This is a genomic window from Candidatus Amarolinea dominans, from assembly GCF_016704685.1.
GTDB classification, from domain to species: domain Bacteria; phylum Chloroflexota; class Anaerolineae; order SSC4; family Amarolineaceae; genus Amarolinea; species Amarolinea dominans.
In genome coordinates, this window is the sequence record NZ_JADIZS010000005.1 from 1 (window position 1) to 19,843 (window position 19,843).

At 63.1% G+C, this 19,843-nt stretch carries 19 protein-coding genes; 9 read left to right on the plus strand and 10 right to left on the minus strand.

The annotated features are described in order from the left end of the window. Positions 1–320: 320 nt before the first annotated feature. Entirely contained in the window at positions 321–635 is a 315-nt protein-coding gene (locus IPF85_RS04305) for a hypothetical protein (RefSeq protein WP_343406830.1), read from the minus strand. A gap of 248 nt (positions 636–883) precedes the next feature. Here IPF85_RS04305 and IPF85_RS04310 point away from each other — a divergent pair, with 248 nt between their 5' ends. Then, on the plus strand, positions 884–1,363 hold the full coding sequence (locus tag IPF85_RS04310; RefSeq protein ID WP_343406831.1) for a transcriptional regulator: 480 nt from the start codon (positions 884–886) through the stop codon (positions 1,361–1,363). 99 nt (positions 1,364–1,462) lie between these two features. Beyond that, positions 1,463–1,705: a DUF433 domain-containing protein gene (locus tag IPF85_RS04315; RefSeq protein WP_343406832.1), complete on the plus strand. Its 243-nt coding sequence runs from the start codon at positions 1,463–1,465 to the stop codon at positions 1,703–1,705. Between the two features lie 410 nt (positions 1,706–2,115). On the opposite strand, the gene IPF85_RS04320 is transcribed toward IPF85_RS04315, so the two are convergent. The 6 genes from IPF85_RS04320 to IPF85_RS04345 all read right to left on the minus strand — a co-directional run bounded on the left by IPF85_RS04320 (position 2,116) and on the right by IPF85_RS04345 (position 9,776). Further along, entirely contained in the window at positions 2,116–2,883 is a 768-nt protein-coding gene (locus tag IPF85_RS04320) for an SH3 domain-containing protein (protein WP_343406833.1), read from the minus strand. 91 nt (positions 2,884–2,974) lie between these two features. Continuing rightward, a complete protein-coding gene (locus IPF85_RS04325) occupies positions 2,975–3,307 on the minus strand; it encodes a stress response translation initiation inhibitor YciH (RefSeq protein WP_343406834.1) in 333 nt (110 codons plus the stop codon). After that, on the minus strand, positions 3,307–4,911 hold the full coding sequence (gene serA / locus IPF85_RS04330) for a phosphoglycerate dehydrogenase (RefSeq protein WP_343406835.1): 1,605 nt from the start codon (positions 4,909–4,911) through the stop codon (positions 3,307–3,309). Before serA ends, IPF85_RS04325 begins: the two co-directional genes overlap by 1 nt. Before the next feature lie 38 nt (positions 4,912–4,949). Then, complete coding sequence (gene argS / locus IPF85_RS04335) at positions 4,950–6,665, minus strand: arginine--tRNA ligase (protein ID WP_343406836.1); 1,716 nt, start codon at positions 6,663–6,665, stop codon at positions 4,950–4,952. A 37-nt stretch (positions 6,666–6,702) separates the two neighbouring features. Beyond that, complete coding sequence (gene polA, locus IPF85_RS04340; protein WP_343406837.1) at positions 6,703–9,561, minus strand: DNA polymerase I; 2,859 nt, start codon at positions 9,559–9,561, stop codon at positions 6,703–6,705. A 2-nt stretch (positions 9,562–9,563) separates the two neighbouring features. Further along, on the minus strand, positions 9,564–9,776 hold the full coding sequence (locus IPF85_RS04345; protein ID WP_343406838.1) for a hypothetical protein: 213 nt from the start codon (positions 9,774–9,776) through the stop codon (positions 9,564–9,566). Positions 9,777–10,038: 262 nt separating this feature from the next. On the opposite strand from IPF85_RS04345, the gene IPF85_RS04350 reads away from it, so the two are divergent. Both IPF85_RS04350 and IPF85_RS04355 read left to right on the plus strand, forming a co-directional pair. Further along, positions 10,039–10,695: an MBL fold metallo-hydrolase gene (locus tag IPF85_RS04350; protein ID WP_343406839.1), complete on the plus strand. Its 657-nt coding sequence runs from the start codon at positions 10,039–10,041 to the stop codon at positions 10,693–10,695. Positions 10,696–10,697: 2 nt separating this feature from the next. Next, entirely contained in the window at positions 10,698–11,258 is a 561-nt protein-coding gene (locus IPF85_RS04355) for a M67 family metallopeptidase (protein ID WP_343406840.1), read from the plus strand. A gap of 9 nt (positions 11,259–11,267) precedes the next feature. Here IPF85_RS04355 and trmD read toward each other — a convergent pair whose 3' ends face one another. From trmD to IPF85_RS04370, 3 genes are all read right to left on the minus strand, one after another. Continuing rightward, on the minus strand, positions 11,268–12,077 hold the full coding sequence (gene trmD / locus IPF85_RS04360) for a tRNA (guanosine(37)-N1)-methyltransferase TrmD (protein ID WP_343406841.1): 810 nt from the start codon (positions 12,075–12,077) through the stop codon (positions 11,268–11,270). A 190-nt stretch (positions 12,078–12,267) separates the two neighbouring features. Continuing rightward, the gene (locus tag IPF85_RS04365) at positions 12,268–13,062 is read right to left on the minus strand and encodes an ABC transporter substrate-binding protein (RefSeq protein ID WP_343406842.1); all 795 of its coding nucleotides are present in this window, start codon (positions 13,060–13,062) and stop codon (positions 12,268–12,270) included. Between the two features lie 55 nt (positions 13,063–13,117). Continuing rightward, a complete protein-coding gene (locus IPF85_RS04370; RefSeq protein WP_343406843.1) occupies positions 13,118–14,233 on the minus strand; it encodes a beta-galactosidase in 1,116 nt (371 codons plus the stop codon). Positions 14,234–14,436: 203 nt separating this feature from the next. Between IPF85_RS04370 and IPF85_RS04375 the strand changes: the two genes are divergently transcribed. The 5 genes from IPF85_RS04375 (at position 14,437) to IPF85_RS04395 (ending at position 19,829) form a co-directional block, all read left to right on the plus strand. Beyond that, positions 14,437–15,390 carry an NAD-dependent epimerase/dehydratase family protein gene (locus IPF85_RS04375; RefSeq protein WP_343406844.1) on the plus strand — a complete coding sequence of 318 codons (954 nt, stop codon included), beginning with the start codon at positions 14,437–14,439 and terminating at the stop codon, positions 15,388–15,390. A gap of 8 nt (positions 15,391–15,398) precedes the next feature. After that, entirely contained in the window at positions 15,399–15,866 is a 468-nt protein-coding gene (locus IPF85_RS04380) for an SH3 domain-containing protein (protein ID WP_343406845.1), read from the plus strand. 34 nt (positions 15,867–15,900) lie between these two features. Next, positions 15,901–16,509 (plus strand): YigZ family protein, encoded by a 609-nt coding sequence (locus IPF85_RS04385; protein ID WP_343406846.1) that lies wholly within the window; start codon positions 15,901–15,903, stop codon positions 16,507–16,509. A 371-nt stretch (positions 16,510–16,880) separates the two neighbouring features. Beyond that, positions 16,881–18,509 (plus strand): hypothetical protein, encoded by a 1,629-nt coding sequence (locus IPF85_RS04390; protein WP_343406847.1) that lies wholly within the window; start codon positions 16,881–16,883, stop codon positions 18,507–18,509. Between the two features lie 342 nt (positions 18,510–18,851). After that, complete coding sequence (locus IPF85_RS04395; RefSeq protein ID WP_343406848.1) at positions 18,852–19,829, plus strand: hypothetical protein; 978 nt, start codon at positions 18,852–18,854, stop codon at positions 19,827–19,829. Positions 19,830–19,843 lie beyond the last annotated feature (14 nt).

Consider the following 19,843-nt stretch of genomic DNA (forward strand, 5'->3'; position numbering starts at 1 on the left):
CGCATTTGGGATGGCGAGACGGGAGACCTGCTGCGCACGCTGGAGGGCTACACGGATTGGGTCAGGTCCGCGGCATATAGCCCGGACAGCAAACGCATCGTTTCGGCCGGTGACGGTCAGAGCGCGCGCATTTGGGTTTTTCGGCGATCGAGAGTTGGTAGATGAAAATGGCCGGGGCGCGCATCAGCGCCCGGGCATCTGCTGACCAACACGGGGAGGCAGGCAGTTAGGGTTGGAATATGATCTCGTTTCTTTGCCTGTGCCTCACCAGGCGCCGGGGATGGGTTGGCCGTGATACGTCGCCCTGGATGGACATGCGATCACCACTTTTCCCCTTGCGTCTCGAGCGCCCAGGTTGGGGCATCGAAGCGCCGGATGTTGAGTACGAGCTTCCAAAGGGCAAAGGATCGCCGTGAGAGCGCACGAAATCCCCAGCGGCGCATCCAGGCGCGCACGCCACGCGTGCTGTACTGATCGAAGAGCCAGTTGATCTCGCTCCAGTCGCCGCGTTCGAGGATACGCTCCATGATCACATAGCGATGCCTGCGCACATCCATGGTGGCGAAGTTATACTCCGGGAACAACCAGGCTGTGGACACAGGCAGATCAGATGGGTTGCCGAGCTTGTGTGTCATTCCTGCTTCACCTTGACCTCATCCAGGGCATCAAACGGTCGGTTGCTGCCATTCTATCACTTTACGCTTGTTGTGGCAACCGGTCATACCGGCCATGTACCGGAGGAAATCAGCGGCCTACCTGGCTGGATCAGGCGCACAAGCGGTTGGATGCGGCCGTGCTGGCGGCCTACGGTTGGCCGGCGGGCCTCGACGACCGCAAGATCGGCGATTTGTCGAATTCTCACTCATGAAGTATAAGATGAACTATGGCGCTAAAACCCATTCGGAATGACGAAGACTACCATGCCGCGCTGCAGGAGATCGAGCAGCTTTGGGATGCTGAGCCGGGCACGCCGGAAAGCGACACGCTCGATATTTTGGTAACGCTGGTCGAAGCCTACGAAAAGGGATCGTTACGACTTGCCGTCGCCCGATCCTATCGCCGCGCTGGAGTATTTCATGGAGAGCCGCGGCTGGACACGCAAGCAGTTGGAACCGTACCTCGCAGCCGAGGACGTGTTTCAGAAATTCTGGGCCGCAAACGGCCCCTGACGTTGCCAATGATTCGCCGTCTTGAACAGGTCACGGGAATTCCTGGCTCGGTTCTGATCCGATCTTACCCTACGGAACAAGACAACCTCGAACTACCGGCGCGCAAGACGCCAATAGCGCGCTCCACAAGTAAGATGGTTGCAGCAGTGCACCAGGCGCTGAATGAAATGCAGTCGAGAGCCTATCATGCGTGAGGAGATCGTTGCGAACGAGGAATACCCAGATCTGGTGTCGGTTCGTTCGGTGTGCGTCCGCGATAGCTCGGTTGTCTATGTCACGTTTTGGAGGCATCCATGAGACGCATTCACTGGCAAGATCGAGTGATCGTAGATGCTGACCTCCACCATGGAGACCCATGCATCAAGGGTACTCGCATTCCCGTTGCGATGATCATCGGCAGCCTGGCCGACGGCATGAGCTACGGCCAGATTCGGCAAGCATACCCCCAACTCAGCGACGAAGATATTTTGGCTTCGCTGGCCTACGCGGCTGACGTTCTCCCGTCATACAGGCTGGCTTCTTCTGCCAACCAGTGACGAAACGCCTGGTCCTGAATGTTCCAGGCCCCCATCATCTCCAAGACAAAGGGCGTGCCTCGTCAATTTCCTCAGCAGATGGCGCCGGGCCTAAATTGGCCCAGAGACCCCATAGGGACTTGCGCGGTTTGGGATGCCCTGAAAGGAGATCGCGCTCGATCTCCGATGCCATATACCCGATCAGGCGAATCTTGTCGCGTGGCGACAGCCTTCTCGCCAGGTCGAACACCTCATTCAAAGTTGTTGTGTCTTGCATTGTTATACGTTCGTCATGACAAACTGCTTGACGAGGTCGCTGCCTTCCTGTATACTCTCGCTCGTAAGGTGCTTCGGTACTTTACGAGATCAGGGCAGAGGAGCGGGGGACTTCTGCCCTGGTTTTTTTATTTCCAGGGTCCGCCTCTGCTGCTTCACTCCACCGGCGACAACAGCCGCTGACTGCCGCTGCTCTCCGCGGCCCAGCCGTCGTACTTCTCGTTCTTCACGTGCCACCAGCGCAGTCCGTCCACATCCACCGGCGCCTCGAGCAGGGCGAGCTTGGCGCCGCGCGGCATTTCGCGTAGCAACGTCGTATTCTTGCCGGGAAAGGATCGCAAGGCCACCCCATCGGCCGTGATCACCACTGTGTCGCTGGCCTGCACCGGCCGGTCTACGGGGCGCGGATCGCCGATCTGCGCGGTTAGCCAGACGGTCGTGCTGTCCCGCTCCGCGACCCAGCCGGCCTTGCCGCCGCTGTCCGACACGCGCCACCAACGGTAGCCATCCGTGTCCACCGGCCCTTCTTGCACCGTCACCTTGACGCCGGCGCCAAAGCGGCCAATGCGCTGGCCGCGTGTTGTCGCGGCATTGCGGATATTGACTCCCTGCGGCGCCACGACCCGCGCCGGCTGTCCCACGCGCAGCGCGCTGCCCGGCAGCGGCGTTGGCGTGAAGGTGGCGGTCGCCTCCTGGGTGGGGGTGGCGGCCGGCGTGGCTGTGGCGGTTGGCGCCCGCGTCGGTTGGGGGGTCGCGGTGGCGGTGGGCGGGGCGGGGGTGGGCGTCGGCCGCGGCTCGAAGCGGCCGCAGGCTAACAGCGGCCAGAGCAAAAAAAGAAACCAGGCGAGCAGCCGCCAACGCCGGCTAACAGGTTCGGCGGCATGGCGAAAGCAAGATATGCTGCCAGCGGGGGTAGACTTCACCCTTCCGCCTACGGCAACAGGCGCAATTCGTGCCCGCTTGCAGTATAGAGACCGGGTCCCTGCGCGCAACCCGGTCTCCTGGAGCCTGGCATTATCCACCACTGACCTTCACCTTGTACCCCAGCTCGATCAACAGCGCGCCCGCGCGCTCGCGGTGATCGCCCTGAACCTCGATCTCCGGGCCTTTCTCGCCATCCTTGATCGTGCCGCCAGTGCCCAGGTGCTTCTGCAGGTTCTTGAGCAGCTCGCGCAAGGCGTCCGGGTTGTGCTGCAAGCCGCTGATGACGGTCACAGTCTTGCCCTTGCGCCGTTTGCGGTCACGCGCCACCGTGGCCGTCTGCTGCTTGAGCGGCTTTTCCGCCGCCTGCGGCGCGGGCGGCAGCGGCGCTGGCTCGGGATCTGTCGAATAGACGAGTTTACCCATCAGAGTGCAATGGCCTGGACCCAATACGTATGGCTGACGTCCTTGACCAGGTCGTACAGCGCCTCGGGGATCGGCTCGTCGGTGCCCAGCACCATGATCGCTTCGCCGCGGGGGGTCTGGCGGCCGACGTGCATGAACGAGATGTTGACATCGGCGTCGCCCAGCATGGTGCCGATGCGGCCGATGATGCCGGGCCGGTCATGGTGACGCGTCAGCAGCAGGTGCCCCTGCGCGGGAAAATCTACCCAAATGTCATCCAGGCCCACAATATGCGGCTCGTCCTGCACCAGCGCGCCGCTGACCTTGCGCGCGCCGCCGCCGTTCATCACCTGCACGCTAATCAGGTTGTCGTACTGTGACGTGCGCAGCGTCTTCTGCTCGCTGACGGCCAGCCCGCGCTGGCCGGCCAGCCGCATCGCGTTGATGATGTTCACGCGCACGTCCACCACTGATTGCAGCATGCCCTTGATGACCGCGGCCGTCACCGAAGAGAGATCATATTCGGCCAGGGCGCCGCTGTAGGTGATCGCGCACGATTTCAGGTTCTTGCCGCCCAACTGCACCGCCACCCGTCCCAGGCGTTCGGCCAGGTTCAGATAGGGCGCCAGGAAGGGCAGATCGCGCGGGGCCATCAACGGCGCGTTGACCGCGTAGCGCGCCGCGCGGCCGGAGAGCACATCAATCACCTGCTCGGCCACATCCACCGCCACCTGATCCTGCGCCTCGACCGTGGAACCGGCGATGTGTGGCGTGATGACGACTTTCGGATGGCGCAGCAGCGGACTGTCTGGCGGCAGCGGCTCCTTTTCGAACACGTCGAGCGCCGCGCCGGCCACGTGACCGCTGTCCAGCGCGGCCAGCAGCGCGGCCTGGTCAATGATGCCGCCGCGCGCACAGTTGATCAGGCGCACGCCCGGCTTCATGCGCGCCAGCGCGTCCGCGTTGATCATCCTGCTGGTTTCCTCGGTCAACGGTAAGTGTACGGTGATGAAGTCGGCGCTGGCGACCAGGGTCTCCAGCGACACCAATGTGACGTTGAGATGGGCCGCCATTTCGGCCGAAATGTACGGGTCGTACGCGATCACGTCCATGGCCAGGCCCTGCGCCCGCCGCGCCACCTCCGCGCCGATGCGGCCCAGACCCAGGCAGCCCAGGGTTTTGCCGCGCACCTCGGTGCCCATGAAGCGGCTGCGTTTCCACTCGCCGGCGCGCAGCGAGGCATCGGCCTGCGCAATGTTGCGCGCCAACGCCAGCAGCAGCCCCACGGTGTGTTCGGCCACAGAGATGGTGTTGCCGCCGGGCGCGTTCGCCACCAGCACACCCAGGTTGGTGGCCGCGTCCAGGTCAATGTTATCCACGCCCACGCCCGCGCGCGCCACCACTTTGAGCTGCTTGCCCGCGCCAAGCACGGCCGCGCTGACTTTGGTCTCGCTGCGCACCAACAGGGCATCGTACGCGGGGATGATTTCGATCAACTCGGCCGGCTTGAGACCGGTGCGTACGTCAACCGTCAACCCGTGTTTCAACAGCAACTCAAGCCCGACCGCCGCCAGCGGATCCGAGACCAGGACCCGACCAGGGCCATTCGTTTTCAGCGTTTGCATGTGCGTTCAACAACCTCGTTGCAATGTTTTACATCGTTTTACATCTGCTCTGGCGCGCTCATGCCCATCAGGTGCAGCGTGCGCGCCAGCATCAAGCGGCAGGCGTCCACCAACTTGAGGCGTGCCTGACCGATCTCCGCATCGGCCGGATCGCTGGACATGACCCGACAATCGCGGTAGAAGATGTGAAAGGCGTTGGCCAGGTCTTGCGCATAGTAAGTCAGGTGATGGGGCGCCAGGTGCTTGGCCGCCAGCGCGATGATCTCCGGCAACTCCAGCATCTTGCGCAGCAGCGCCATTTCGGAGGCATGGTGCAGCAGGGTCACGTCCGCGGTCTCGTCAAGGACCACCTGCGCCTCGTGCGCGCGGCGCAGGATGCTGCAAATACGGGCATGGGCGTACTGCACATAATACACCGGATTCTCGCTGCTCTGCTCCGCGGCCAGCTTGAGATCGAACTCCATCTCGCTCTCGGCCGCGCGCGTCAGCAGCAAGAAACGGACCGCATCCGCGCCCACCTCATCCACCACCTCGGTCAGGGTCACGATGTCGCCTGCACGCTTGGAGAGCTTGACCTCTTCGCCGCCGCGCTTCAGCTTGACCAGGGCATAGAGCGGAATCGTCAAGCGCGCCGGGTCCAGGCCCAGCGCCGCCATCACCGCTGCCATGCGCGGCACGTGTCCCTGGTGGTCAATGGCCCAGACATCAATCACACGCTCGAAGCCACGGCGCACGAACTTGTCATAATGATAGGCAATGTCCGAAGCGAGATAGGTCGGCTCACCGTTGCGACGGATGATCACCTCGTCCTTTTCGTTGCCGGGAAATTGGCTGGCAGCAAACCAGAGCGCGTCATCCTTGTGATAGAGCAGGCCTTTGGCCTCGAGCAGCGCCAGGACGGTCTGGTAGGCGCCGTCACGGAAGAGGGAGCGCTCGGAGAACCAGCGGTCGAAGTGGACATCGAGGCGCGCCATGTCCGTGCGCAGACCGTCCAGGGCCATCTGCAGCGCCAGGTCGGTCAACTCAGTGATGGCCCGCTCTTCGGGCATGTCCAGGAACTGGCGACCGTGCGCCGCGGCCAATTGGGCGCCCCATTCCGCCAGGTAGGCGCCCTGGTAGCCGTCCTCTGGCAGCGGCCGGGCAATGCCCAACGCCTGCGCGTAGCGCGCCAGCAGGGAGGCGCCGAACTTGCGAATCTGATTGCCGGCGTCGTTGATGTAGAACTCGCGCTGCACGTCATAGCCCGCGCCGGTCATCACCCGCGCCAGGGTGTCGCCAAAAACGGCATTGCGCGCGCCGCCAAAGTGGAGCGGGCCGGTGGGGTTGGCGCTGACAAATTCCACCTGGATGCGGCGATTCTGGCCCTCCGTCAGCGTGGCCCAGGCCTCGCCCTGGCCGCGGATGTCATCCACCTGGCCGGTCAGCCAGTCGTGCGCCAGGTGAAAGTTGACGAAGCCGGGCGGCAGCGCACTAACGCTGGACAGGGCCGGATGCGCCATCTGCTGCACCTGCTGCGCGATGACCTGCGCAATCTGCAAGGGCGTCAGTTTGCCTGCGTCCTGCGCCAGGCGCGCCTCATTGACCGGCCGCACGATCTGCAGCGGCAGCGCCGTGGCCCAATCCCCCTGGTCCTTGCGCTTGGGCCGCTCGATCGGAATGTCAGGCAGGGCCAGCGTGGGCAGTTGACCCGCCGCCTGCGCCGCCTGCACCGCCGCGGCCACGACATCGGCGAGTTGTTCAGCGATTAGTTTCATGTAGTATCCTTCAGTATCCTTCATCCTTCAGTATCCTTCAGTACGCTTCAGTCTCCAGCCAATTTGGCCCCACTTCGACATCCACCTTGAGCGGGATGCAGAGGGTAAAGGCATTGCTCATCACCTCGCGCACGAGGGCGACGGCGCGGTCAATCTCAGCCTCGGGCGCTTCCAGCACCAACTCATCATGCACCTGCAAGATCATGCGCGCGCGCAGCCCGGCCTCCTGCAGGCGCTGCGCCAGGCGAATCATCGCCAGTTTGATGATGTCGGCCGAGGTGCCCTGGATGGGCGCGTTGATCGCGGCGCGTTCCAGCCCCTGGCGCACGTTGAACGGCGTCTTGGCGCTGGGCGCCAGTTCGGGAAAGTAGCGCCGCCGCCCCAGCAGCGTCTCCACATAGCCAACCTGGCTGGCCTGCACGCGCAGGCTGTCCAGATAGGTCTTCACCTGGGCATAGATCGTGAAGTAGCGGCTGATGAACTCCGTCGCCTCACTGGTCGTCATGCCGGTCTGCTGCGCCAGGCCATAGGCGCCCTGCCCGTACACCAGCCCAAAGTTGACCGTCTTGGCCCGCGCGCGCATCGCTTTGGTCACCTCAGCCAACGGCACGCCGTAGACCGCGGCGGCCGTGCTGGCATGAACGTCTTCGCCGCGCTCGAACGCGCCGAGCAGGTTGGGGTCGCGGCTGGCGTGGGCCACGATGCGCAGCTCTACCTGCGAATAGTCGGCCGCGATGAGCTGCCAGCCCGTTGGCGCAATGAACGCGCGGCGCACCTGGCGCCCGATCTCGGTGCGAATGGGGATATTCTGCAGATTTGGGTTGGAGCTGGAGAGGCGCCCGGTCTCCGCGCCGGCCTGGTTGAAGCTGGTATGCACGCGGCCCGTGCGCGGGTTGATCAGGTTGGGCAGCGCCAGCACGTAGGTGGACTGCAGCTTGCCCAACTGCCGATATTCCAGGATCTTGTCAATGATCGGATGCTTGCCCGCCATCCCCTCCAACACCCCGGCCGTCAGGCTGATCTTGCCGGTGGGGGTGCGCGCCAGGCTGGTGGCGGGAATCGCCAGCTTGCCAAACAGCACGTCGGCCAACTGCTGCGTCGAGTTGATGTTGAACGCCAGGCCGGCCAGCGCGTGAATTTCCTGGATCAGCAATGTCAGCCGCTGCGCCAGATCGAGCTCCATCCGCTTGAGGAAGGGAACATCCAGCAGCACACCGGCCCGTTCGATGGCGCAGATGACCGGCACCAGCGGCATCTCCACCGTGTCGAACAGTTCGGTCTGGCGTTTCTGCGCCATCTCGGTCTGCAGCAAAGGCACCAGGCGCAGCGTCATGTCCACATCGGCGCTGGCGTAGCGCGCCACCCTGGCCGGCTCTACCTGGTCCATGGTGATCTGCGCCTTGCCCTTGCCGATCAAGGCTTGGATCTCTGTCATCGCGATGCCCAAGCGCGCCAGCGCCTGATCTTTCAGGCCCAGGTTGTGCGAGCTGGGTTCGCATAGCCAGGCGGCCAGCATGGTGTCCCAGGCCAGCCCGTTGACCGGCATCCCCGCTTCGTTCAGCACGGTCATGTCATAGGACGCGTTGTGCGCGGCTTTGGCGACGCTGGGATCAGCCAGCAGCGGCCCCAGCACCCGGCGCAAGGTCCCGATCGGCAGGCCCACGGCTTGGGTTTCGGCCACGCTGGCGCCTGACCGCGTCATCTCCGCGTCTGGCATCACGGCAAACAGCGGCAAGTCAGACGTTTCGCGCAGGACGGTGCTGGGCGGCGGATTGTCGAGCGCGACCGCGGCATAGGCGCCGTGCCCTTCGGCCCAGGAGAGCGCCACGCCCACCAACTGCGCCTGCATCGGATCGGTGCTGGTGCTTTCCACATCGAAGGCCACCAGCGGCGCGGCCCGGCACAGGGCCACGATCTCCGCCAGTTCGCTCTCCGTCGTGAGCAGCCGATACGCCACGCCGGCCTGCGCTTGGTCGTCAGTGACTGCGGCCGGCTCCGCCTCCGCGGGCGCGGCCTCGCTCTGCGGCAGGCGCTCGATCAGGCTCTTGAATTCCAACTCGCGGAACAGGGCCACCACGCGGCTGTGATCGAAATCACGCGTGCGGCACGCGTTCAGGTCCAGTGTGACCGGCAGTTCGGTGATGATCGTGGCAAGCTGCCGCGCCAGCGCGATCTGCTCGAGGTGGCCGGCAATGGCCTCCCGCGCCCGCGGCGGCTTGGCCTCAGCCAGGCGGGCCAGCAGATTGTCCAGCGTGCCAAAGGTTTGCAGCAGGGTGGTGGCCGTCTTCTCGCCGATGCCTGGCACGCCCGGAATGTTGTCGGAGGTGTCGCCGACCAACGCCTTGTAGTCAATCACCTGCGACGGCGTCAGGCCATAGCGTTCCGTGACCGCGGCCACGTCGTAGATCGAGGTTTTTGGTTTCGGCCCGCCGGCCGTGTAGCGCACGCGCACATGCTCGTTGACCAACTGAAACAGGTCGCGGTCGCCGCTGACCAGGATGGAGTGTACGCCCTGCGCGCTGGCCTGGCGCGACAACGCACCGATCAGGTCGTCTGCCTCGTACCCTTCGATCTCGAAGATGGGAATGTTGAGCGCCTCGACCACCTGGCGGATGCGCGGCACCTGTCTGGCCATGTCATCGGGCATCTTCGCCCGCGTGCTCTTGTAGCCCTCGAACTGCTCATGGCGGAAGGTGCGCCCCACGTCGAAGGCTACCGCAATGTAATCGGGCTTTTCATCCGCGATGACGTTGAGCAACATCGAGGTGAAGCCATACACGGCATTCGTCTGCTCGCCGTGGCTGGTTGCAATCTGCAGCGGCACGCCGTAATAGGCGCGAAAAGCCTGCGAGTAGCCGTCAATCAATACTAGCGTGGGCAATTTTTGCTGGGTCATGCTCACTTTATTTTTTCCCACGCCACAGCGCCGCTGCTCAGCAGTTCCTTGACCTGGGCACTTTCCAGGATCGAGGCCGTGAACTTCATGCTGCGGTGGGCGTCGAGGCGAAATTCGCCGGTGTTCAGATGAAGGTGAACGTTGTCGCCGGTCTTGTTGATCAGGCGAATCATGTCGGCCGGTTTCCAGGTCGGGCCGGTGGTTTTTGGTGCCATTCTATCCTCACTTGGTGTCGAACGGTTGTGAGCAGCGCAGGGGAGCGCGGGTTCTGGGGGCCAGAGAATACGCATGACGCACTGGGTCAGCACGGTGCATTGTACCATGTAATGCCGGATGGTCAAACGATGGCCCACACAGTGACGCAGGCCGGCCTTGAAGGAAAAGCACCACCTGTGGTAAACTGTTGATCGTCGCCGCCGCTACCTGGCGGGTTCTTGACGATGATGAGATTTGGATGATAGGGGAGGCAGTAGATTTATGATCGTGGATTCGATCGTCGTCGGCGCGTTGCAGGTCAACTGCTATTTCCTGGGCTGTGAGGAGACGCGTGAGGCTGTTGTGATTGATCCGGGCGACCAGGCGAACGATGTGCTGCGTGTGTTGACCAAACATCAGTGGCGCCTGACGCAGATCGTCAACACCCACGCCCATTTCGACCACATCATGGGCGTACGCGACCTGAAGGCCGCGACCGGCATGCCCTTCTACCTGCATCAGGCCGATCTGCCCTACGTGGCCGACATGCGCCAGCGGGTCATGCTTTGGCTTGGCTTCGACCCCGGTGAGCCGCCCACCGTGGATGGCTTCCTGATTCCGGGCACTACGGTGACATGGGGACGTCAGACCCTGGAGATGCGCTGGACGCCCGGACACTCGCCGGGCAGCATCACCTTTGTGGACCACGCCGGGCGCCGGGCCTTCGTGGGCGATGCGCTTTTCGCCGGCTCGATTGGGCGCACCGACTTACCGGGCGGCAACCACCGCCAGCTCCTGGACGGCATCCGCCAGCAGATCTTCACCTTGCCGGATGATTACGCTGTTCTGCCTGGGCACGGGCCGGCCACCACCGTGGGCCGTGAGAAGCGCACCAACCCCTTCTTCTCCGACCTTGCGGATGACTCCGGGGCCGATTGACGATGTCCAACCACGGTGGTCAACTCATCGTACCCGCGGCGATGCAGGCGGAGATCATCGCCCACGCGCGCGCGGGCTGGCCTGAGGAGGTGTGCGGCATCCTGCGCGGCCGCGACGGGATCGTCACCGGCCTGCTGCCAGCAACCAACGTGGCCGCGGACCGCCGCTTCAACTACACCGTGGATCCAACCATCCTCCTGCGCCAGTTCGATTTCGAGGAGGCGGGCGAGGAGATGATCGCCATCTATCATTCGCACCCGTCGTCGCCGGCCTACCCGTCGGCCACCGATGCGCGCCAGGCCACCTATCCCGACGCGGTCTACCTCATCTGCTCGCTGCAACAGACGCAGGCGCCAGTGCTGCGCGGCTTTCGCCTGCACACGCTCCCCTACGACGGCGCCGCCAGCGACTTTCCGCTGCACCCCGTGCGTGGACGTGACGATTTCTGGGCCTATCAACATCCCGAACCAGATGCTTTCTACCTTCTGCGTCTGAACCTGCCAGAGGCTGGGTTCCGTTGGCTCCAGGTACGCATCGCCGAGGTCACGCTGCGTTCCTCGTAGACTCGTCCGCTACGGCTTTTCCCAACCTAACGTGCGCAGAAAGACCAGATCCTTCTTGCCCAGAACCGCCCGCGCCAGCAGATCAGGGCGGCGGGCCAGCGTGCGGCGCAGACTTTCGTGGCGACGCCACTGCGCCACGCGGCCATGATGACCCGAAAGCAGGATTTCCGGCACATGGTAGCCCCGAAACGACGGCGGCCGGGTGAAGTGCGGATATTCCAGCAGGCCCGTGGCGTGCGAATCCTGCGCCGGCGCAGCTTCGAAGCCGAGCGCGCCTGGCAGTAGGCGCGTGACCGCATCCACGATGACCATCGCCGCCAACTCGCCGCCCGACAAGACATAATCTCCAATGGAGATTTCATCTGTCGCCAGGTGCAGGCGCACGCGTTCATCCACGCCCTCATAGCGACCACAGATCAGGGCCAGGCGCTCATGGCCCGCCAGCTCGGCCGCCACGCGCTGATCGAACGGCCGGCCCTGCGGCGAAAGCAGGATGATGGGGCAGGGCGCGGGCGTGCTGATGAACAGCGGCTCCTCCTCAGTCGCTTGCGCCGTGTCTGCCTGGTCCGCGCCCGCCTGCCGCGCGGACATCTCCAGCGCCGCTTCCACCGCGCGAAAGATCGGGTCAGGCTTCATCACCATGCCGCCGCCGCCGCCATACGGATAATCATCGGTAACTTGGTGCTTGCCCTCGGCAAAATCGCGGACATTGTGCGTCTGCACCTGGATGATGCCCGCGCTCAGCGCCCGCGCAATGATGCTGTCACTAAACGGCCCCTCGAACATGGCCGGAAACAGGGTAAAAATATCAAAACGCATGGACGCCTTCCTTTATCACTTATGGGTAACTGCTCAGCCAGGCAGCCCGGAGTGCTCCCCTGCCCCCCAATCCTGGGGGGAAAAGCATTCGGCTCCCCCAGGATTGGGGGCAGGGGGGGCCGCCTTGCGCCTGCCCGCGTGGGCGACCGCAAGGGTGCGCCCCTACAAATTGACAAGATACGGAGAGCCTTTAGGGTCCGAGCAGACCCGCGAACCATTGCTCTTCCAGGCCGGCCAGGGTGCCGTCGGCTTGCAGGTCGTTCAGCGCCTGGTTGACCTCGACCAGCAGCCGCCGCGCCTTGACCGGCAGCGCAATGACATACGGTGCGCTGGTCAGCGCCGGGCCGACGATGCGCGCCGTGGCCTGTTGACCGACGAATTGACGCGCTGTCACGCCATCCACCACAGCCGCGTCCGCGGCGCTATCCACCAGCGCTTGCAGCGCCTCCGCGGGCGTGGCAAAAGTGACGATGGTCAGCCCGGGGATGCGCTGGCGCAGGCGCCGCGCCTCAGCGTCAGCGTCCGAACCGAGTTCCACCGCCAGTTTGCGGCCGGCCAGGTCCGTGGTGGCGGCGATGGGCGTCGCGGTGATCGTCACCAGGCGCAGCCCGGCCTCGAAGTACGGCTGCGAGTAGGCAATATCCTTGGTGTAGCGCGGTTCCAGCGGCAGCGCGGAGATGATCGCGTCCACACGCCCGGCCCAGATGGCGTCCAGCAGGCCATCGAAGCCGATAGACTCGAACTGCACGCGCACCCCCCAGCGTCGCGCCAGGCCGGCCGCCAGATCCGCATCGAAACCAACGATCTGTCCGCTGGCGTCCAGGCTCTCGAACGGCGGAAAACTCGGATCAACCCCCACCCGCAGCACCCCCAGGTCACGGATGCGCTGCATAGAACGATCCTCGTCCGGCCGCAAAATCAACACCGCCGCAATCCCCACCACCAGGAGAATGATGAATGCTGAATTAGGAATTCTGTCCTTCATGCCTTCATGCCTTCATGCCTTCGCGCTTCGTGCCTTCGCGCTTCGTGCCTTCGCGTCACTTCGCGCCTTCGTGCTCCACGCCTTCGTGATACGCCTGCAGCTCCAGGTAGATCGGCTTGGGCACAAAGTCGGACGCGACGAAGGTGAAATAGTCCTGGTACGAGCGCGTGGGGGCCGGGTAGCGAAACGCCCACAGGCACAGGGCCTGCAGCCAATCCCACTGGCCGACCAGATCGAACGCCTCGAGGGTGTTCTGAATGCGCTGCGCCGGGCGCACGGCCTTCGTCCACCGCGGGTGATCGTTCCAACCGGCTTCGGTGATGATGATCTTCTTGGCGCCGTCGCCGTTACGCACCATCACCGCGCGCAGCAGCTCCACACGACGGAAGTTGACCACGTCGCTCGCCGGCGGATCATTCGCGTCGAAGACCCAACCGTAGGCATGGGCGGCCAGGATGTCGAAAAAGGGCGCCGCGCCGGCATCGTACATCTGCTGCAAGTAGACCAGGTCATCCAGGCCGTAGGCCGAGCCGGCGGGGGCCAGCGTGGGCGCCAGCGCGCCGCCGAGCACCTGCACATCAGGGTCGGCCGCTTTGGCCTGCGCGTAGCTGACCTTGAGCAGCTCGGTGTACGCGGCCGCATCCACCGGGCGGTAGCCCCATTCCAGCGCCAGGTTCGGCTCATTCCAGATGATGAGATAATGCACGCGGCCCTTGAAATGACGCACGAACTCGTAGACGTAGCGCCCAAAGTCAGCGTAGTGTACCTCATCCAGGTACAGAAAAGTCGTATCGAGCGGCCGCGCCCAGGTGGGCACAAAGCCCAGGCGGGCGATGACCGTCAGCCCCTGCGTGACCGCATGATCCACCACCAGGTCCGCGTGCGCCCAGTCGAAGCGTCCCGGCGCGGGCTCGTGATAGGCCCAGGGGAAGTATTCGACCACCCAGGGAGCGCCCATCTCGCGCACCATCTGCAGCGTGCGCTTGATCTTCCACGGCTCCACCTCGTCCGTCAGGCGGGTATGCATGCCCATCTTTGGGGCGACGGTATGCACAGTCTGCGGCGGGCCAAGCACAACCAGCGGCTGTGGCGGCGCGGCCAGGACAAGAATGACCAGACACAAGAGTATGCCGCGCAGGAGTGCGCGCGGCTTGAGTGGGTATCTTCTCACGCCGCGCATTATACCCGGCGCGGCTATCTTTTCAATAATCCGGGGTAGGGGCATGGCCTTGCGCCTGCCCGCGTGGGCGACCGCAAGGGTGCGCCCCTACAAATGCCCGCGTGGGCGACTCTCGACCGCTTCTTTAGGGCAAGCCGCTGACTTGTGCTATACTAGGCGTTACCCTACCCGGAAGGAGGAGATGAACAGCCTTCATGCGAGTGTTGATTACCGGCGGCGCCGGTTTCTTGGGGACAGCGTTGGCGAACCGATTGGTCGAGTTGGGGCACCATGTGCGCGTGTTGGATGACCTCAGCGCCGGAGATCCGGCACGGCTGTCGCCCCGGGTGCTCTTTACACGCGGTGATGTGCGTGATGTGCCCAAGCTGTGGTCGCTGCTGCAGAGCGTGCAGTGCGTTTTTCACCTGGCGGCCCGCGTCTCTGTGCCCGAATCGGTACTTTATGCCCGCGACTACAACGACGTCAACGTCGGCGGCACGGTGGCGGTCATGGAGGCGATGCGCGATGTGGGTGTCGCGCGGGTGGTGCTGGCCTCGTCGGCCACGGTTTACGGCGTGCAGGCCAGCCTGCCCCTGCACGAAGCCATGCGTCCGAACCCGCAGGTGCCCTACGCGGTCGCCAAGTTGGCCGCCGAGCACTATGTGTTCACCCTGGGCGCGTTGCACCACATCGAGACAGTAGCCCTGCGTATTTTCAACGCCTATGGCCCCGGTCAGCGCATTCCACCGGTGCATGCACCGGTGGTGCCGCAGTTGCTCAAACAGACGCTCGCCGGCGGCTCCCTGGTGGTTTTTGGCAACGGCCAGCAGACGCGTGATTTTGTCTATGTGGATGATGTCGTCTCCGCGCTGGTGGCAGCCAGCCAGGCGCCTGACGTGAACCGTCAGATTATCAATGTGGGATCTGGGCAGGAAACCACGATCAACGAACTGATTCAGGCCATTGCGGCCGCGGCTGGGCGTGCGCCTGAGGTGCTCTACAACGATCACGAGACCGGCGGGGTCGTACACATGGTGGCGGACCTGCACAAGGCCCAACATTTGCTCGGCTATGCCCCCAGTGTGACTCTGCCGCAGGGGCTGGCGCAGCTCCTTGAAAAGGACCCACGCGTGCAACTGTCCCATGCCCCTCACCGCGGTTTGTCATGAGGTCAACCATGCCATCATCGTCAGTGACACCGATCTGGCAGCGCTTTGGCGCCGGCTTGCTGGCCGGTTTTGCCCTGGTTGGCGCCTTCTTGTGCCTGCTGGCCTTTTTGTTCGTGCGCCCCGAGTTGGACGTGCGCCCAGGCCCGGCCTGGACGCCGCCGGCCGTGGTCGCAGCGGCCGCGGCGACACTTCCGCCGCCCGCGGTTCAGGGCGCCGAGCAGGGATTGGCGGTGGGCCGCTCCGCGCAGGTCATCGCGGCCGCGGCCGTCAACCTGCGGCGCACGCCGGGCTATCTCAACAAACCGGCCGGTGACATCCTGGGCACCGTGCCGCGTGACGCCACCGTGGACATCATCGGCGGCCCGCAGACGGCTGACAACCTCATCTGGTGGCAGGTGCGGGTTTCAGCCGGACGCGAGGGGTGGATGGCCGAGACCCGCGCCAGCGGCGATCTGTTGTTGCAGCCGGCGCCCTGAGGTTGACGCGTCCTGTGACCCAAGCTCTGCGCTCATGACGACCCGCTACCCAATTCCGGCCAGCGAAACCCGCACGGAGGAGATCATCCTGCGTTCGCGCTTCATCACCACGCTGGCGGCTGTGGGCACGCTGGCAGAAGCGCGCGCGTTCGTGGCCCGCGTGCGCACTGAATTTGCCGATGCCAGCCACAACTGCTGGGCTTACGTGGTGGGCGCCCCCGGCTCCACCGCGCAAATTGGCATGAGCGACGACGGCGAACCGGCCGGCGTCGCCGGCAAACCGATGTTGCAGGTGCTGCTGGGCAGCGGGGTGGGTGACATCGGCGCCGTGGTCACGCGCTACTTCGGCGGCGTCAAGCTCGGCACCGGCGGCCTGGTGCGCGCGTACAGTGGCGGCGTCAAGGCGGCCCTGCTGCAGTTGCCGTTGCTTGAAAAAGTCGAGCGCGTGCTGCTGCACGTGACGCTGCCCTACCGCCTGTACCAGCCCCTGGCACGGCTGCTGCCCGCGTTCGAGGCCGAAGTGATCGAGAGCCAGTTTGCCGCCGAGGTCACCTTGAGCGTGAGCCTGCCTGTCGAGCAGGTCAACGACTGGCGCGACGCGCTGCGCGAGCTCAGCGCCGGCGCCATTCAGGTTGTGGAGTAGGGGCGCACGCTTGTAGCCGACCAGGCCTGGTATTTGTCCTCGAGAACGCCGAGGGCGCGAAATTTGGGTCGGAATTCACGTTAGATTACCCCAAGAAGGAGGCGTTCGTTATGGTTCTAACATTTTCGACATTCTTTCGACGTATGCTATTCCTGGCGCTCGCTGTCGCCTTGTTGCCCCAAGCTGTCATGGCTGTTGTTACCCCCCCCCCCTGCAAATAAATTATAATAACATTGTCGTCCCTCTGTCAGCCGCGTTAACCTCCGTTTCTTTCCCCGGTTCGTCAGATGCAGCACTTTTCAGGCAATCAGTTTTGCTGGCGCAACCGCCGCGACACGGGATTGTGAACGACATCGTACAGTCGGCGTTGGTTGAACATATCCAGTTTTTTCATTGACGACTCCACGTTTGATGTCCAGACCGCGACGCCGACGCCGCTTCCTACACGTACTGCGACCTGGACAGCCACTTGGACGCCCACGTTCACGCGCACCCCCACGCATACACCCATCCCACCTACCGCGACCTGGACGCCCACGTTCACGCGCACCCCCACGCGCACGCCGACCCCGACCTATACGCGCACCCCCACGCGCACGCCGACTCCAACCTACACGCGCACCCCCACGCGCACGCCGACTCCAACCTACACGCGCACCCGTACTCCGACGGCAACCTATACCCGTACGCCCACCACCACCCCTACGCGTACGCGCACGCCGACGCGCACCCCAACCCCGCCGATAGCGGCTACTCCCACCCGTACGCCCACTAGAACCCCGACCAGGACGCCCACGGCGACTCCACCCCCGCCCCCGTCAGACCGCAAGATCAAGACCGGTATGCACCTGGGCACACAACCCAGCGCACAGTGGAGCGATCCCATGCTGAGCAGGCTGCAGCCGCCCAACGGCAAATGGCCGGCCGCAGTCCTGGTGATCAGCAGCAACCTGTATGAGATCGAGCGCAACGGCGCCTGGTGCAGCATCACCGGCGCACGGGTTAGGAACTCGACTCTCTTCAACTATTTGCGCGCGGCCGCCAACACGGGCGTGAAGGTGATTATTCGCATCCATCCTTCACCGGGAAACTTCATGGATTACGCCATCGCACCACAACCCCATCGTCTGCTGGTGGACCCCACGGCGACCCCGCCAGGGACCAGCGACCTGTGCCATCCTGACGACTATCGCCCCATCGCTGACTTGGCCAGCGAAATGCACTTCATCCATGATCTCAACCAGCAGGGTGGCTGGAGTGAATTCGGCTTCGAGCCGGCCAATGAGCCAAACACCGAGTGGTATTTGCTGGATGGTACCGCAACGGGATTGATAGATATGCAAAGCCCAATTGCCTGGCAGGACATGAGGGACTATTTCAACCACCTGTATGACTATGTACACTCCACGTTTCCAGGCGTTCGTGTCTTGACGCCTTCAATGGCACAAGGCGCTTACGCAGAACCAAGAGAGTTCACCAAATGCACACCTTTGGCGCTTCGAAACACGAACCAGTCTGGTTACGAAGTAATATCCACTACCTATTCGACTTATAACGACGGGTTTGCCTGGCACAACTACTGGCGCCCTGGCAAAGAACTTTGGGACAACAGCTTTTGCCCAACCAACTCCTCTATACCTGCGGGTGATCATGTCTTCCAGTATTTCCCCTCGGCTATGCGCACGAATATCCAGGGCAGCGGCAAGCCCGCCTTCATCACTGAGGCTGATCTCTACTCGCCGTTTCAAGGATGGTATAACCCATTGATGTCAAACAAAGACAATAATGACGATGGGGTGACAGCCTCTAACTCCCTGCGGGCATTTATCATGGCTGAAGCAGGGGCCGACTACGTGATTGCCTGGCTGCTCACGGACGGTCCCAGCGACGCTGCGCAGTGCATTAGTATGGATGATACGGAAATTGCCTGGCATGAAGCCTACCGCGATAACACGGGAGATCGCCCCTGGTTCACCCGTTGGTGGGCTGGTCCCGAGTGAGACCGAGAAGAATTCCGCAATTGGCGATTGATTTGCTCTGATAAGTTCACAGGAGGTCATCATGAACGAGAATTATCTCAGAAGCTGGCTGGCAGGACTTGTGATTGTGGTTGCCATGACCAGCTTGTCTGGATGCCGAGCGCCCGGTACAGGCGATATCGTTTTGCCATCCGGGGCTGTTCCATCGCTTGAGGCCACGACTATTCCGTCAGGAGATGCCCCGGCAACGGCGGTGTCGCTTGACGATGCTACAGGAGTCGCGACAGCCAGTCCGATGCACGAGGTGCGACTGGGGAAACGAACGAAATCGCCCCTGCACCTTCGCGGCGCTATCGCGTTCGCATGGAAGACCAAAGTAGTGGGGTACAGCGCGGTGTCATGGCCCATAACCACAGCTTGTACTTGCATGACAATGAGACAGGCCAAGAGTTTCGCTTGGGGAACGATAGTGGTCAGGCCGATTTCGAAGCCATGGACGACCAATATCTAGTTTGGCGTTGGTCGCTTTGTGATCCCTGGCCATGTCAGGATCGTGCGCAAGGACTTTATGCCTATGATCTCGCGACCGGCGAACAAGCCTACATCAGATTGGGAATTGATGTTTGGATGTCGAATCAATGGATCATCTTCACCAGTGACGAAGGCGCTGACAAACGTGTGGGACTGCGTGCCTACAACTTGGAGACCGGCGAGGAGATTGTCATTACCAGGGCACGAGCTGCCTTTCTCGGCATCCGCACGATGACGCTCTATCATATCAACGAAGGAATGATTGCTTGGGTGGATTATGACGAAGAAACCGGACAGATGGCCTTAGCTGTATTCGATCTAAGCACGCGCACCAGCCGCATACTCGATATTCCTGAACTATTCGGAAAACACCCCCCTCCCTCCAAGATTCGCGTTTCTCGAACACAGGTTGTATGGCAAGATGAGACGCAACGCGGGTACGATTTGCGATACGACGTAATCTATGCAATCCCAATCATGCCGCCTGGGCTGGAAGATATCTCGGCTGACTACCTCGATCCCATTTTCGTCAGTGGAAACTACGTAACTTGGGGATTGGAGATCAATGGACAAGCTCGTTATTTCATGGCGCCGGTGATCGTAGATGGTGAGGTTCCGCCGTTGCCGTCGCCTCTGCCCACGGCAACGGTGGTGTACCAATCCATCTTTCATGATCTACTGCCGGAGCCCCTGCCAACAGAAACACCGGCGGAGACGCCCACGCCGGAGCCGCCGACTGACACGCCGATACCGACAGATACGCCCATCCCGTCGGCAACCGACACCCCGACGCCCGAACCGGCCAGGTGAGCCGGGCAATCCTG

Bases quoted from the DNA above. Each gene is read 5' to 3' on its own strand.
- IPF85_RS04305 (WP_343406830.1), bottom strand. From the start codon at position 635: ATGACACACAAGCTCGGCAACCCATCTGATCTGCCTGTGTCCACAGCC.
- IPF85_RS04310 (WP_343406831.1), top strand. From the start codon at position 884: ATGGCGCTAAAACCCATTCGGAATGACGAAGACTACCATGCCGCGCTG.
- IPF85_RS04315 (WP_343406832.1), top strand. From the start codon at position 1,463: ATGAGACGCATTCACTGGCAAGATCGAGTGATCGTAGATGCTGACCTC.
- IPF85_RS04325 (WP_343406834.1), bottom strand. From the start codon at position 3,307: ATGGGTAAACTCGTCTATTCGACAGATCCCGAGCCAGCGCCGCTGCCG.
- serA (WP_343406835.1), bottom strand. From the start codon at position 4,911: ATGCAAACGCTGAAAACGAATGGCCCTGGTCGGGTCCTGGTCTCGGAT.
- argS (WP_343406836.1), bottom strand. From the start codon at position 6,665: ATGAAACTAATCGCTGAACAACTCGCCGATGTCGTGGCCGCGGCGGTG.
- polA (WP_343406837.1), bottom strand. From the start codon at position 9,561: ATGACCCAGCAAAAATTGCCCACGCTAGTATTGATTGACGGCTACTCG.
- IPF85_RS04345 (WP_343406838.1), bottom strand. From the start codon at position 9,776: ATGGCACCAAAAACCACCGGCCCGACCTGGAAACCGGCCGACATGATT.
- IPF85_RS04350 (WP_343406839.1), top strand. From the start codon at position 10,039: ATGATCGTGGATTCGATCGTCGTCGGCGCGTTGCAGGTCAACTGCTAT.
- IPF85_RS04355 (WP_343406840.1), top strand. From the start codon at position 10,698: ATGTCCAACCACGGTGGTCAACTCATCGTACCCGCGGCGATGCAGGCG.
- trmD (WP_343406841.1), bottom strand. From the start codon at position 12,077: ATGCGTTTTGATATTTTTACCCTGTTTCCGGCCATGTTCGAGGGGCCG.
- IPF85_RS04365 (WP_343406842.1), bottom strand. From the start codon at position 13,062: ATGAAGGACAGAATTCCTAATTCAGCATTCATCATTCTCCTGGTGGTG.
- IPF85_RS04375 (WP_343406844.1), top strand. From the start codon at position 14,437: ATGCGAGTGTTGATTACCGGCGGCGCCGGTTTCTTGGGGACAGCGTTG.
- IPF85_RS04380 (WP_343406845.1), top strand. From the start codon at position 15,399: ATGCCATCATCGTCAGTGACACCGATCTGGCAGCGCTTTGGCGCCGGC.
- IPF85_RS04385 (WP_343406846.1), top strand. From the start codon at position 15,901: ATGACGACCCGCTACCCAATTCCGGCCAGCGAAACCCGCACGGAGGAG.
- IPF85_RS04395 (WP_343406848.1), top strand. From the start codon at position 18,852: ATGGAAGACCAAAGTAGTGGGGTACAGCGCGGTGTCATGGCCCATAAC.